This is a genomic window from Paraburkholderia phytofirmans (assembly GCF_046028095.1).
Taxonomy (GTDB): domain Bacteria; phylum Pseudomonadota; class Gammaproteobacteria; order Burkholderiales; family Burkholderiaceae; genus Paraburkholderia; species Paraburkholderia phytofirmans_A.
Genome location: NZ_JAQQDJ010000005.1, coordinates 184,640 through 198,534, shown reverse-complemented (window position 1 = coordinate 198,534; position 13,895 = coordinate 184,640). Strand labels below are relative to the sequence as shown.

Below are 13,895 nucleotides of genomic sequence, written 5' to 3'. Positions count from 1 at the left end.
AACGGCGGCAACGCGAGGTCCGGTATTCGGCGGTTCGTTTGGCCGATATTCCGTCTGGAACGAAGAGAGGCTAGGGCTTTACAATCAGGCATCAAACACAAGAATTCGCACGCTCCCCACGTGCACACCCACGCCATGCCGACCATCAGCGAACTATTCGTCTATCCGATCAAATCCTGCGCGGGCATTGCGCTCACCGAGGCGCGGCTGCTCGCCACCGGCCTCGAATACGACCGCTGCTGGATGGTCACCGACCCGGCCGGCGCCATGCTCACGCAGCGCGCGTATCCGCGCATGGCGCTGATCAAGGTCGAACTCGGCGCCGAGGACCTCGTGATCCGCGCGCCCGGCATGAGCGAGTTGCGCACGCCGCTGGAAAGCGCGCGGCTCGCGGCGCCGCCCGCGGTAGAGACCAGGGTCTGGCGCGACGCGGCTTACGGGCTCGACACCGGCGACGCATGCGCCGCGTGGTTCTCGACGTTTCTCGGCGTGCCCGCGCGGCTGTTGCGCTTTAATCCCGAACGCGAGCGCATTGTCGATCCGGACTACACGGGGAGCGTGGGCGGCGCGACCACCCATTTCGCCGATGGTTTTCCGCTGCTGGTGATCGGCCAGGCGTCGCTGGACGATCTGAACACGCGCCTGAACGGCAAGGGCGCGCCGTCCATTCCGGTCGACCGGTTCCGTCCCAACGTGGTGCTGACCGGGCTCGACGCGTATGAGGAGGACTATGTGGAGACGCTGAGCGTCGACAAAGAAGCGGGTGGGGGCGCGCAACTGCAACTGGTCAAGCCGTGCACGCGCTGTCCGATGCCGACCATCGACCAGGCGAAAGGCGCGCGCGATCCGGACTGGCCGAACGAGCCGACCGACACGATGAGCGTCTATCGCGCGAATTCGCAGCGAAACGGAGCGGTCACGTTCGGTAACAATGCGTTGGTCGCGAGCGGCGCCGGGACATGGCTGCGCGTGGGGCAGGCGGTGGAAGCGGAACTTGGCTTCGGCGATTGACGGACGGTGATTGGGTAAAACGCGGATAAAACCGGTCAAAGCCTCGGGCGCGCGAGTTGCGCGCGAACCCGGAGCACCTCGGTGGACAACACCGGCTAATGCCGCACACGCGCGGTCAACGCCGCGAGAATCACCGGCATCGGCACTGGCTTGACGAAATGATGATCGAAGCCCGAGCGCAGCGATTCGCTCACTTCCTCGGCGCGTTCGAGCCCGGTGACCGCGACCAGCGTGGGCGCCGGAGTATCGCCCACGTAGCGGATGCGCCGCGCCACCGCGCGTCCATCCAGACGCGGCATTTCGACGTCCAGCAATGCGGCATGCGGATGCCACGCGCAGTATTGAGCCAGCGCATCGAGGCCGTTGCGCGCGGTCCGGATCTCGAAACCATGCGCGCTGAAGTAGAGTACGTAAGCGGCCAGCAGATTCGGGTCGTCGTCCGCGATCAGAAGGCGTGCGGCTGGGTGATGGGCCATCTGATTTCCCTCAGGTTGTGGTCCTGACAGGTGAGCAATTTGAAGTCCCGATAGAATCGATGTTCAATAAAGTGATTTTCAGGCCGGATCGTCAAGGATAAGCGGCACCGCTTCTTATGAATAAATTACCGCCCGGCAACGACGAAGACGGTGACATCGCCCGCGATATCGCGGCGGTCCAGCGGATCGACGCCGTGCCTTCCATCCTGCGCATGATCTGCAAGAACACCGGCATGGGCTTTGCCGCCGTGGCACGGGTCACGGAGCAGCGCTGGACGGCGTGCGCGGTGCAGGACGAAGTGAACTTCGGTCTGGCGGCCGGCGGCGATCTGGATCTGCACACCACGCTGTGTTTCGAGTCGCGCTCCGCGCGGGCTTCGATCGTCATCGACAATTTCCACACGGACCCGGTTTATCAAGGCCATCACACGGCGCAAATCTACAAGCTGGGCAGTTATATTTCCGTACCGATCATTCTTCCCGACGGAAGCTATTTCGGTAATCTCTGCGCGATCGACCCGAATCCGGCCGAAGTTTCGAATCCGCGCACCTTGCGCATGTTCGAAGTATTCGCCGAGCTGATCGCGATCCAGCTCGCTACCGAGGGCCGCCACCAGGCCACCGAGGCCGCGCTGCGCCACGAGCGGGAGAACTCCAGCCTGCGCGAGCAGTTCATCGCTGTGCTCGGACACGACCTGCGCAATCCGCTGTCGGCGGTGAGCGCGACGGCCGAACTGCTGTCGCTGCGCAAGAACGAGCCGGATCTCGTGAAGATCGGCCAGCGTTTGAAGTCCACCACCTTGCGCATGGCCCGCCTGATCGACGACGTGATGGATTTCGCGCGCGGCCGGCTCGGCTCGGGCATCGGCGTGTCCATCGACGACGTCGACGATCTGGCGATGGCGCTGCGAGTGGTGGTCGCCGAAGTGCGCGAGGCCAATCCGGACCGGATCCTCGCCGACGATATCGCCATCCCTGCGCGGGTGCGCTGCGACCGCACGCGTGTGCAGCAGTTGCTCTCGAACCTGCTCGGCAACGCAGTGACGCATGGCGCGGCCGAGTTCCCGGTGCGGATGCGGGCACGCATCGAAGACGGCGAACTCATGCTGAGCGTTCTGAACGGCGGCAATGCCATCGCGCCGGAGAGTCTGAGCAAGGTTTTCGAACCCTACTGGCGGCCGGCCACCAGCAAGCCCGGCGGCGGCCTCGGGCTCGGCCTTTATATCTGCAAGCAGATCGTGAGCGCACATGGCGGTACGCTCGAAGTAAGATCGTCCGAAGAAGAGGGCACGTGCTTCGTCGCGAGGCTGCCTACGGGCGTTTGAGCTTGAGCAGCTGAGAAGCGCGTAGACGGCTCATCACGCGGCCTGCGCGATTGCCTCGCGCGCGTTCGGCATGTCGGTTTGCATCATGGCCGCTTCGTCGCGCCGTCCGTTATCACCCGCCCACACGCGCTCGACGCTTTCGCCGATCGCGCTGCCCACCAGAATCACTGCCGGGCTGCCGAAGCCCGCGTTCGTCGCATCCGCAGCGAGCCGGTCAAGGCGGCTCATCAGACGCCGTTCGTTGCTGCCACCGGCCCATTGCACGACCGCGGCGGGCGTATCGGCCGGCAAACTCGCGAGCAGCGCGGCCGCGATACTGTCGATCCGCCGCATCCCCATATAGATCGCCAACGTTGTTCGTGTCGCGGCCAGCGCGGCCCAGTCCGGCTCGCCGTGATCATCCGTATGCGCGGTCACGAAACTCACGCCATGGCAATGGCGGCGATGCGTGAGTGAAATGCCGAGTCCCGCGGCGGCCGCGAACCCGGACGAGATGCCATTAACGATTTCGACCGGAATGCCGGCGCCGCGCAAGACCGCGAGCTCTTCGCCGGCGCGCCCGAACAATAGGGCTTCGCCGCCTTTCACCCGCACCACGTGCAAGCCCTTGAGCGCATAGCGCCGCATCAGCCGTTCGATAAAAGCTTGCGGCGTGGAGCGGCAGCCGCCGCGTTTGCCGACGCGAATCACCCGTGCTTGCGGCGCCAGCGTCACGATCTCCGGATTCGCGAGGTCGTCGAGCAGCACGACATCGGCGGCGGCCAGCGCTTTCGCGGCCTTGAGCGTAAGCAGATCGAGGTCGCCGGGGCCGGCGCTCAACAAGGTGACCTTGCCGGTGTTCGTGTTCATCGCGGTGTTTATCACGGTGTCCTTCGCTTCTGTGTCGGCCGGCGATCGCTGTCGCGCCGGCGCCCAATAAAAAAATGGCGTCCGCTCGTGATGATCACGAGGGGACGCCGTTGTCCGTTTACTGCGTGGTGTGCTGGTTTGCCGCTTCGCTTGAAGCGCGGCGACACACAGCGTTGTGTTTCGCCCGCATAGGTATATGCCGCATGTCGTGGCGGCCGCGTTGCCGCCATCAACTCGCCACTGCTTATGCAAGGACTAAGCCATCCATCGGCCAGACGCTCTGTATGCCTTGCCGTGCCTCACGATTAACGCCTTTAACGCTCACGCCGCGCACCGTTCGCGAGCGCGCATCTCGCACGTGCAGGGTGCTGCGTCGCACCATCCATGTGCTCCGCTGCATCAAAACGCGTCGTGCGCCCGCTTCGCCGCGCATGCGTGCGATTCGCCGCAAAGCCCCGCGCCACGGCCTCGCCACGGGCATTTCGTGCAACTGGCATAGGCTTTGCATTAAGCCTTGCCATCAGATCAACGTGGATCCGGCGCGAGTGCACACAAAGTACTCGCTGCAGCACAGGTCAGGACAACGGCGTCCCCCGAATTCAGTCATCGACTGGGTTCGCGGGACGCCGTTTTTATTTCCAGAATCGTTTTCGCCGCATGCCATACGGCGTTGCTCGCAACCAGCACATTGAGGAAACCGCGCTCATGAAAATCATCGTTATCGGTCACGGGATGGTCGGTCACAAACTGGTCGAGTGCCTCGCACAAGACGCCGCGCACGGACTCGACATCACGGTGCTGTGCGAGGAATCGCGGCCGGCCTACGACCGCGTGCACCTGTCCGAGTTTTTCGCGGGCAAGACGGCGGACGATCTGTCGCTGGTCGAGCCGGGCTTCTTCGAACGCCAGAACGTGTTGCTCAAGCTGAATGCGAAGGCCGTGGCGATCGATCGCAATGCGCGCACCGTGACGGTATCGACGGGCGAAACATTGCCTTATGACAAGCTGGTTTTCGCCACCGGCTCCTATCCGTTCGTGCCTCCCGTGGCGGGCCGTGAACGCGCCGATTGCTTCGTGTACCGAACCATCGACGACCTTGAAGCGATGCGCGAATGCGGCGCGCGCTCGAAAACGGGCACGGTGGTCGGCGGCGGACTGCTCGGTCTCGAATGCGCGAAGGCGCTGCGCGACATGGGCCTGCAAACGCACGTGGTCGAATTCGCGCCACGTCTGATGGCCGTGCAGGTGGACGACGGCGGCGGCCGCGTGCTGCGCAGCAAGATCGAAGAACTGGGCGTGACGGTGCATACGCAGAAGAACACCACGGCGATCGTCGACGGTGAGCAGGGCACGCACCGCATGCAATTCGCGGACGGCAGCCATCTCGACACCGACATGATCGTGTTCTCCGCGGGCATTCGTCCGCGTGACGACCTGGCGCGCGCAAGCGGCCTGACGCTCGGCCCGCGCGGCGGCATCGTGATCGATAACGCGTGCCGCACGAGCGATCCGCACATCTATGCGATCGGCGAATGCGCGCTGTGGAACGGTCAACTGTTCGGCCTCGTGGCGCCCGGTTACGACATGGCCCGCGCGGTGGCGAAACAACTGCTGGGCGATACGGCCGAATTCGCCGGCGCCGACATGAGCACCAAGCTCAAGCTGATGGGCGTGGACGTGGCGAGCATCGGCGACGCGCACGGCAACACGCCGGGCAGCCGCTCCTACCAGTTCAGCGACGAGCGCAAGCAGGTCTACAAGAAGCTGGTGGTGTCCGAGTGCGGCAAATATCTGCTAGGCGGCGTGATGGTGGGCGACGCCGGCGAATACGGCACGCTGCTGCAGATGATGTTGAACCGCATCGAACTGCCGGCGTCGCCTGAATTCCTGATCTTGCCGGCGGCCGACGGCAATGCGAAACCCGCACTCGGCGTCGATTCCTTGCCCGCTTCCGCGCAAATCTGTTCGTGCAACAACGTCTCGAAGGGCGAGTTGTGCGCCGCCGTTTGTGCAGGCGCGACCGACATCGGCGCCTTGAAATGCGCGACGACCGCCGGCACGTCGTGCGGCGGTTGCGTGCCGCTCGTCACGCAGGTCATGAAGGCCGAGATGAAGAAGCAGGGTCTCGCGGTCAACAACCACGTCTGCGAACACTTCGCGTATTCGCGCCAGGAGCTGTATCACATCGTGCGTGTGGAAGGCGTGCGCAGCTTCGGCGAACTGCTCGCGAAGCACGGCCACGGCCTTGGCTGCGATATCTGCAAGCCGGTGGTGGCGAGCGTGCTCGCGTCGTGCTGGAACGAGTTCGTGCTGAAGAAGGAGCACGCCTCGCTGCAGGACACCAACGACTATTACCTCGCCAACATTCAGCGTGACGGCACCTATTCGGTCGTGCCGCGCATGGCGGGCGGCGAAGTCACCCCCGACGGTTTGATCGCGGTCGGCCAGGTCGCCAAGAAATACGGCCTCTATACGAAGATCACCGGCGGTCAGCGTGTCGATCTGTTCGGCGCGCGCGTCGAGCAATTGCCGCTCATCTGGGAAGAGCTGATCGCTGCCGGTTTCGAATCCGGCCATGCGTACGGCAAGTCGCTGCGCACCGTGAAGTCGTGTGTCGGTTCGACGTGGTGCCGCTACGGCGTCGGCGATTCGGTGGGTCTCGCGGTGGAGATCGAGAACCGCTACAAGGGCCTGCGCACGCCGCACAAGATCAAGTTCGGCGTGTCGGGCTGCACTCGCGAATGCGCGGAAGCGCAAGGCAAGGACGTCGGCATCATCGCGACCGAAAAGGGCTGGAATCTCTATGTGTGCGGCAACGGCGGCATGAAACCGCGCCATGCCGAACTGCTCGCGTCGGATCTCGATAAGGAGACGCTGGTGCGCTATATCGACCGTTTCCTGATGTTCTACGTGCGCACCGCCGACCGTCTGCAACGCACCAGCGTGTGGCGCGAGAGCCTCGAAGGCGGCCTCGATTATCTGATCGACGTGGTCGTCAACGATCGTCTCGGCGTGGCCGAAGAACTCGAATCGGAGATGCAGCACGTGGTCGACACCTACGAGTGTGAATGGAAGAAGGCCGTCACCGATCCCGAAACGCGCAAGCGCTTCCGCCATTTCGTCAACAGCGCCGAGTCGGACAGCAACGTTGCGTTCGTCGAGGAGCGCGGCCAGATCCGGCCCGCCACGCCCGCCGAGCGGCGCTCGAAGCTAGCCGAAATTCCCGTTGTCGTCGAAACCGTTTGATCGAACCGCATCATTCACCGAGGACTTCCGTCATGAACAACGATCGCTTGCCACGCGCCTGGACGCCGGTTTGCCCGCTCGACGACATCGTGCCCAACACGGGTGTTTGCGCGCTCGTCAACGGCGAACAGGTCGCGGTTTTTTACGTAAACAACGGTGACGCGGACCCGATCGTGTACGCGATCGAAAACTTCGATCCGGGCTCGCAGGCGGCGGTGCTTTCGCGCGGACTGATCGGCAGTCTCGGCGATCGCATCGTGGTCGCTTCGCCGATCTACAAGCATCACTTCGATCTGCGCACCGGCGAGTGCCTCGAAACACCGGCGCATTCGGTCGGCGCGTTTGCCGCGCGCGTGGAAAACGGCCAGGTGTGGGTCGCGGTTTGAATCGCTGAATCTTTTTAACGACGTTGCCCTCCATGTCCTCTACAAACGTAAAAACCGTGTGTCCCTATTGCGGCGTTGGCTGCGGGATGGTGCTGCACGTCGAGGACGGCCAGGTCGTGAAAATCTCCGGCGACAAGGAGCATCCGGCCAACTTCGGACGGCTGTGCACGAAGGGTCAGTCAGCGCATGTCGCGTTGCGCAAGTCGGGGCGTCTCGAAGGCGCATTCGTGCGTCACGCGCGCGGCCAGGACCCGGCGCCGCTGCCGATGGCGCAGGCGATCAGCACCACGGCTGCGCGCTTGCGTGGCCTGCTCGATGAACATGGGCCCGACGCGCTGTCGTTCTACGTCTCCGGGCAGATGTCGATCGAGGCGCAGTACCTGGTCAACAAACTCGCCAAGGGTTTTGTCGGCACCAACAACATCGAATCGAATTCGCGACTGTGTATGGCGAGCGCGGGCAGCGGCTACAAACTGTCGCTCGGCGCGGACGGTCCGCCGGGATCGTACGAGGACATCGATCACGCCGACCTGTTTTTCGTGATCGGCGCGAATATGGCCGACTGTCACCCGATTCTGTTCCTGCGCATGATGGATCGCGTGAAGGCGGGCGCCAAACTGATCGTCGTCGATCCGCGCCGCAACACCACCGCGGAGAAAGCCGATCTGTTCATGCAGATCAAGCCGGGCACCGATCTCGCGTTGCTCAACGGTCTGCTGCATCTGCTGCACGAAAACGGCCATACGGATGCCACTTTTATCGCCGAGGCCACCGAAGGCTGGGACGCAATGCCCGCGTTTCTCGCCGACTACACGCCGGAGAACGTCGCGCAAATCACCGACCTCACCGTCGAAGATATCCGCCAGGCCGCGCGGATGATCGGCACGGCCAAAGAGTGGATCAGCTGCTGGACCATGGGCCTGAATCAGAGCACGCATGGCACGTGGCACACCAACGCGATCTGCAACCTGCATCTGGCGACGGGCAAGATTTGCCGGCGCGGCAGCGGCCCGTTTTCGCTGACGGGCCAGCCCAATGCGATGGGCGGCCGCGAGATGGGTTATATGGGGCCGGGCCTGCCGGGTCAGCGCTCGGTGCTGGTCGAAGAAGACCGCGCGTTTATCGAAGAGCTGTGGGGTATTCCGAAGGGCTCGCTCAAGCCGCAGGTCGGCAACGGCACGATCGATATGTTCACGCGCATGGCGGCGGGCGAGATCAAGGCGTGCTGGATCATCTGCACGAATCCGGTGGCGAGCGTGGCGAATCGTCAGAATGTGATCGACGGATTGAGCGCGGCGCAACTCGTGATCGCGCAGGACGCGTTTCTCGACACCGAGACCAACCGCTACGCCGACGTGCTGCTGCCCGGCGCGCTGTGGGCCGAAGCCGAAGGCGTGATGATCAACTCGGAGCGCAATCTGACGCTCATGCAGAAGGGCATCGAGCCGCCTGGCGCCGCGTTGCCGGACTGGCAGATCATCGCGCGCGTTGCGTGTGAAATGGGTTTCGCCGATGCCTTCACTTACGCAAGCGCCGAAGAAGTCTTCGCGGAAATCACCCGCGCGTCGAATCCGAAGACCGGCTACGACCTGCGCGGCGCGAGCCATCGCCGGTTGAAGGAAACGCCGTTGCAATGGCCGCTTGCATCGGATGATTCCACCGATCGAAACCCGGTCCGCTATCTCAACGACGGCGTGAGTCAAACGCTCAAGGAACGGCCCGACGGCAGCCGTCCGCGGCTTGCGTTTCCGACGGCGAGCGGCAAGGCGATCTTCTTCGCGCGCGCGTACGCGGCGCCGGCTGAATTGCCGGATCGTGAGTTTCCGATCGTGTTGAATACGGGCCGCCTGCAGCATCAATGGCACACGATGACCAAGACCGGCAAGGTCGCGATGCTCAACAAGCTGAACCCCGGCCCGTTCGTCGAGATTCATCCCGAAGATGCCGCCATGCTAGGCATCAAGGCAAAAGACCCGGTGGAGATTCGTTCGCGCCGCGGTCGCGCGGTGTTGCCGGCTGTCGTGACGGAACGCGTGAGCGCGGGTCAATGCTTTGCGCCGATGCACTGGAACGACGTATTCGGCGACGACCTGTGCATCAACGCCGTGACGAGCGACGCCATCGACCCGGTCTCGCAGCAGCCCGAACTCAAGTTTTGCGCGGTGGCGTTGAGCCCGGTTGTGTCCGAGCGCGTCGAGCCTCTCCTGAATGACGACGAGGTATCGCTGGCGGATGCATCCGTTGCAGTCGCTGCGAGCGCTGCGCCAGTCAACACCGTATCGGCAAGCGCCGAGGATCTGGATATGCCCCGTATCGATGCACTCACCAGCCTGTTGCAGTTGCCGCCGACACTCGCGCCTTCGTTCACCGACCAGGAGCGCATCTATCTGGCGGGCTTCGTGAGTGGACTACGTTCGGCGGAAGCGCAAGGTATCGACCGCGTGCCGGTTCTGCCGGCAAGCGCGCCGTTCGATGCGACGGGCCGGCTTTACGTCGACGGTTTGTTGGCCGGTCTTTATAGCCGCAGCGCGACCGCTCCGGCTGCTGCGTTGACAACGCCGCACGCCGTGGCGAATGCAGAAACATTGCACGCGTCGTCCGGCGTGCGGATCGTGCGCGCAAGGCCGAAGGTCACGCTGCTGTGGGCCTCGCAAACCGGCAACACCGAGTCGCTGACCGAAGGCTACGCCACGCGCTTAATGGAGTCGGGTTTTGAAATCCGCACGTCGTGCATGGCGGATTATCAGGCGTCGACGCTCGCCAAAGCCCAATACGTGCTGCTGATGACGAGCACTTTCGGCGACGGCGATCCGCCCGACAACGCGCAAAGTTTGTGGACGCAATTGAACGCCGAGAGCGCGCCGCGCCTCGACGGCGTGCGCTTCGCGGTGCTGGCGCTCGGCGATCGCAACTACGACCAGTTCTGCGGCCACGGACGCCGCCTCGACGAGCGGCTCGCCGGACAAGGCGCGCTGCGCCTGATGGAGCGTGTGGATTGCGATAGCGAGTATCAGGAAAGCGCGGACGCATGGCTCGAACGCGTCATCATGCATATCAAGGAAGAGGATGCCGCGCTGTATGCCGTGCCGCCGGGCGGCATGATCAACGCCGTGGTCCCGGGCACGGTGGCGACCAAAACGCGGCCGGCCGCGTCGCGGCTCGTCAGTAATCTGCGCCTGAACAAGCAGGGCGCGGCGAAAGACACGCGCTACTTTTCGCTGAGCACCGGCGACTCAGGACTCGAATACGAAGCAGGCGACGCGCTCGGCGTCTGGCCGAGCAACTGTCCTGATCTGGTCGACGAATTGATCACGCTGAGCGGCATAAGCGCGGATGCCGCGGTGAACGTGGCGGGTGTGGGCGAGATGCGTCTTGCCGATGCACTCGGCAAGCACTACGAGATCGCCCGGCCGAGCCCCGATCTTCTCGCGTTCGTCGCCGCGCGCAGCCATAACGGCGCGCTGCGCGATCTGCTGTCGCCCGAGCGCAAGGCCGACCTCAAGCAATGGTTGTGGGGCCAGCAGATCGCCGACGTGCTGCACGAATTTCCGGTGAGCCTCACGGCCGCCGAATTGACCGGCATGCTCAAGCGGCTGCAGCCGCGTCTCTATTCGATTGCATCGAGCCCGAAAGCACATGCGGGCGAAGTTCATCTGACCGTTGCCGCGGTGCGCTACAGCAATGGCCGCCGTCATCGCAAAGGCGTGTCGTCGACGTTTCTCGCCGACCGTGCGGGCGATGTCAACGTGCCCGTGTTCGTGCAGAAGTCCGCACACTTTCGTCCTCCTCATGGTTCCGATACGCCGATGATCATGGTCGGTCCCGGCACAGGCATTGCACCGTTTCGCGGCTTTCTGCACGAGCGGCGTGCGCGCGGCGATACGGGACGCAACTGGCTCTTCTTCGGCGAGCAACACGCCGCTTCGGATTTCTACTATCGCGACGAACTCGAATCGATGCGCGATACCGGTGTGCTCACCCGGCTCGACGTCGCGTTCTCGCGCGACCAGGCGGACAAGGTCTATGTGCAGGACCGCATGCGCGAACAGGGTGCGCAACTGTGGTCGTGGCTCGAAGACGGTGCGCATTTCTACGTATGCGGCGACGCCAACCGGATGGCGAAGGATGTCGACGCGGCGCTCAAGGAAGTGGTGGCCCGTCACGGCGGCATGAGCGATGAAAAAGCCCTCGAATACGTGAACCGCCTCGCGCAGGAAAAGCGCTACGCACGCGACGTTTATTGATAGTCACGCGGTTTTCAGCGCAACGAGCGCGCTTGCGGTTTCAAGGTTTCAAAGAGTACGCAGTACAGCTTCAAAAGAAGGAGCCGCATGGCATGGAGGTTGCATGTTTATGCCGGTTATCAACATCGTGATCATTCCGGTGCGTGGCGCATGGCGCGATCTGCTGGATAGTCGAAAAATCAGTTTTGTGAGGATATCTGATGAAAAACGTGATGAGCTCCCTAAAGAGTGGGGACTGGCGCGCGCTAGTGGCGTGTTTCCTCTATTTCGACACGGGCTTCACCGTGTGGGTCCTGTATGGACCGCTCGCACCGTTCATCAGCAAGAGCATCGCGATGACGCCCGCGCAACAGGGTTTGCTGGTCGCGGTGCCGGTGCTGTCGGCCGCGATTCTGCGCGTGACGCTCGGTAACCTGTATCAATCCGCGCACGGCAAGCGCATTGCGCTGATGGGCGTGCTGTTGTCGGCGGTGCCGACTATCGTGTTGCCGTTGATGCCGTCCGTGCCGTCGTACACGGTGCTGCTGGTGCTCGGCGTGTTCCTCGGCGTGGGCGGCGCGAGTTTTGCGGTGGCGCTGCCGATGGCGGGCAGCAACTATCCGCCGAAGGTGCAGGGCCTCGTGCTGGGCCTCGCCGCGGCCGGCAATATCGGCGCGGTGCTCGACGGCTTTCTGTTCCCGCAACTGGCGACGCATTACGGCTGGCAGATGGCCGCCGGCGGCGCTCTGCCGTTGCTCGCGATCGCCGCGATCACGCTGTATTTCTGGGCCAACGACTCCGGCGTGAAAACAGGCAGCGTGCTGCGCGCATTCGGCAGCTTCGCGGTGACGCTGGTCGGCCTGATCGTGCTGGTGCTGCTGGTCGAAGCCGGCATGTTCGGCTCCGGCAAGACGGGTGTGCTGCTGTTGCCGGTGATCGGCGCTCTGCTGGCGATTGCGGTGCTGCCCAAGCGTTATCGCGCGGTGCTGGCCGAGCGTGACACGTGGGCGATCATGCTGGTATACAGCATTACGTTCGGTGGTTTCGTCGGCATGTCCTCGTATGTGACGCTGCTGCTGACCAACCTCTATCAGCTCTCGAAGATCGACGCGGGCCTCTTCATGGCGCTGCTCGCCGCGACCGGCGCGATGGTGCGCCCGCTCGGCGGCCTGATCGCCGACAAGGTGTCCGGCGTGCGCGCGCTGACTTTCCTGCTCGCGATCATCTCGCTGTGCGACTTCGTGTTCGCCGCGGCCATGCCGGCAATGGCCGGCGGCATCACGCTGCTGCTGTGCCTGTATGTGGCCTTCGGTCTCGGCAACGGCGCGACCTTCCAGCTGGTGCCGCATCGCTGGGCCGGCCGCACGGGGTTGATGTCGGGCATTGTCGGCGCCGCGGGCGGCATCGGCGGATTCTATCTCCCTGTCGTGATGGGTATCGCGAAGGAAAGCACGGGCAGCTATCAGATGGGCTTCGCGACGTTCGGCGCGCTGGCGGCCTGCGCATTCGTCGCAATCGTCGCGCTGCGCCGTCCGTGGATGGCGTGGTCGATGCACACCGGTGTGATGCACGCGCACGCAACGGAGTGATGGAGCGATGGAGTAAAGCAGTAACGCGGGCGATCCGGCTGCCACGCTGACGCGGCGGTGCGGATCGTGCGACGGGGCCGATCAAAATCATAAGAAGTCGACATGAGCATCACGATAGAACGGGTTCACGCACCACAGTCCGACGCGGACGTCTCCAGCGAGGTGTTGAGCTCGTTGATCAATATGGCCGGGCGTCAGCGGATGCTTTCGCAGCGCATCGTGTTGAAAGCGGTGCTGGCGCTTCAACGGTTCGACGGCGCGCTGGCGATCGCGCGCGACACGCTGAACACATTCACCGACAGTCATACGGCGCTGATTCAAGGCCGCGATGGTTTGCCCGGCCTGTTTTCGCCGGCGTTGCGCGAAGCATTTCACGGCCGCGAAAATGTGGCCGGGAAGATCGCGGACTTTATCGCGCTGGCTTCAACGGCGTTGGAGGCGATCGGGAGCGCTTCGCCGCGCGCGGGCGACGCACTCAAAGCGTTGGTCGATTCCGTCGATCCGTTGCTCACGCATCTGCACGGCGTCACGGCTGTCTATGAACAGGAAAGCCGGCGCATAGCGCGATTGCAGAAGAAAGAGCAGCAGCAATTGATCGAGCGGATCAAGGCCATCGCGAAAGAAGCGCACATCGTCTCGTTCAACGGTCAGATCGTGGCGAGCCGCGCGCATGTGACCGGCCGCGAGTTCGCCGTGGTGGCGGGTGTGATGACGACGATCACGAAGGAACTGGAGGACGTGGTAAGCGCGTTCGTGAAGAAAACGTCGGCGGGATGAAGCACGCAGTGCG

Annotated in this window: 9 protein-coding genes; 7 read left to right on the top strand and 2 right to left on the bottom strand. The window is 63.6% G+C overall.

Features of this window, described 5'->3' with window-relative positions:
- The first annotated feature begins 135 nt into the window (after positions 1–135).
- A complete protein-coding gene (locus PQR54_RS16720; protein WP_408247522.1) occupies positions 136–1,011 on the top strand; it encodes an MOSC domain-containing protein in 876 nt (291 codons plus the stop codon).
- A 95-nt stretch (positions 1,012–1,106) separates the two neighbouring features.
- Here PQR54_RS16720 and PQR54_RS16715 read toward each other — a convergent pair whose 3' ends face one another.
- On the bottom strand, positions 1,107–1,487 hold the full coding sequence (locus PQR54_RS16715; protein WP_408247520.1) for a response regulator: 381 nt from the start codon (positions 1,485–1,487) through the stop codon (positions 1,107–1,109).
- Positions 1,488–1,603: 116 nt separating this feature from the next.
- Between PQR54_RS16715 and PQR54_RS16710 the strand changes: the two genes are divergently transcribed.
- Positions 1,604–2,812 carry a GAF domain-containing sensor histidine kinase gene (locus PQR54_RS16710; RefSeq protein WP_408247518.1) on the top strand — a complete coding sequence of 403 codons (1,209 nt, stop codon included), beginning with the start codon at positions 1,604–1,606 and terminating at the stop codon, positions 2,810–2,812.
- Positions 2,813–2,845: 33 nt separating this feature from the next.
- Here the strand turns inward: PQR54_RS16710 and cobA are convergent, their stop codons facing one another.
- The gene (gene cobA, locus PQR54_RS16705; RefSeq protein ID WP_408247516.1) at positions 2,846–3,661 is read right to left on the bottom strand and encodes a uroporphyrinogen-III C-methyltransferase; all 816 of its coding nucleotides are present in this window, start codon (positions 3,659–3,661) and stop codon (positions 2,846–2,848) included.
- A 705-nt stretch (positions 3,662–4,366) separates the two neighbouring features.
- Between cobA and nirB the strand changes: the two genes are divergently transcribed.
- The 5 genes from nirB to PQR54_RS16680 all read left to right on the top strand — a co-directional run bounded on the left by nirB (position 4,367) and on the right by PQR54_RS16680 (position 13,882).
- On the top strand, positions 4,367–6,907 hold the full coding sequence (nirB, locus tag PQR54_RS16700; protein ID WP_408247515.1) for a nitrite reductase large subunit NirB: 2,541 nt from the start codon (positions 4,367–4,369) through the stop codon (positions 6,905–6,907).
- A gap of 32 nt (positions 6,908–6,939) precedes the next feature.
- Entirely contained in the window at positions 6,940–7,293 is a 354-nt protein-coding gene (gene nirD, locus PQR54_RS16695; protein ID WP_408247513.1) for a nitrite reductase small subunit NirD, read from the top strand.
- A 32-nt stretch (positions 7,294–7,325) separates the two neighbouring features.
- On the top strand, positions 7,326–11,537 hold the full coding sequence (locus PQR54_RS16690; protein WP_408247511.1) for a bifunctional nitrate reductase/sulfite reductase flavoprotein subunit alpha: 4,212 nt from the start codon (positions 7,326–7,328) through the stop codon (positions 11,535–11,537).
- Between the two features lie 200 nt (positions 11,538–11,737).
- On the top strand, positions 11,738–13,105 hold the full coding sequence (locus PQR54_RS16685) for an MFS transporter (protein WP_408247509.1): 1,368 nt from the start codon (positions 11,738–11,740) through the stop codon (positions 13,103–13,105).
- A gap of 102 nt (positions 13,106–13,207) precedes the next feature.
- Positions 13,208–13,882, top strand: coding sequence for a type IV pili methyl-accepting chemotaxis transducer N-terminal domain-containing protein (locus tag PQR54_RS16680; RefSeq protein ID WP_408247507.1), 675 nt, complete (start codon positions 13,208–13,210; stop codon positions 13,880–13,882).
- Positions 13,883–13,895 lie beyond the last annotated feature (13 nt).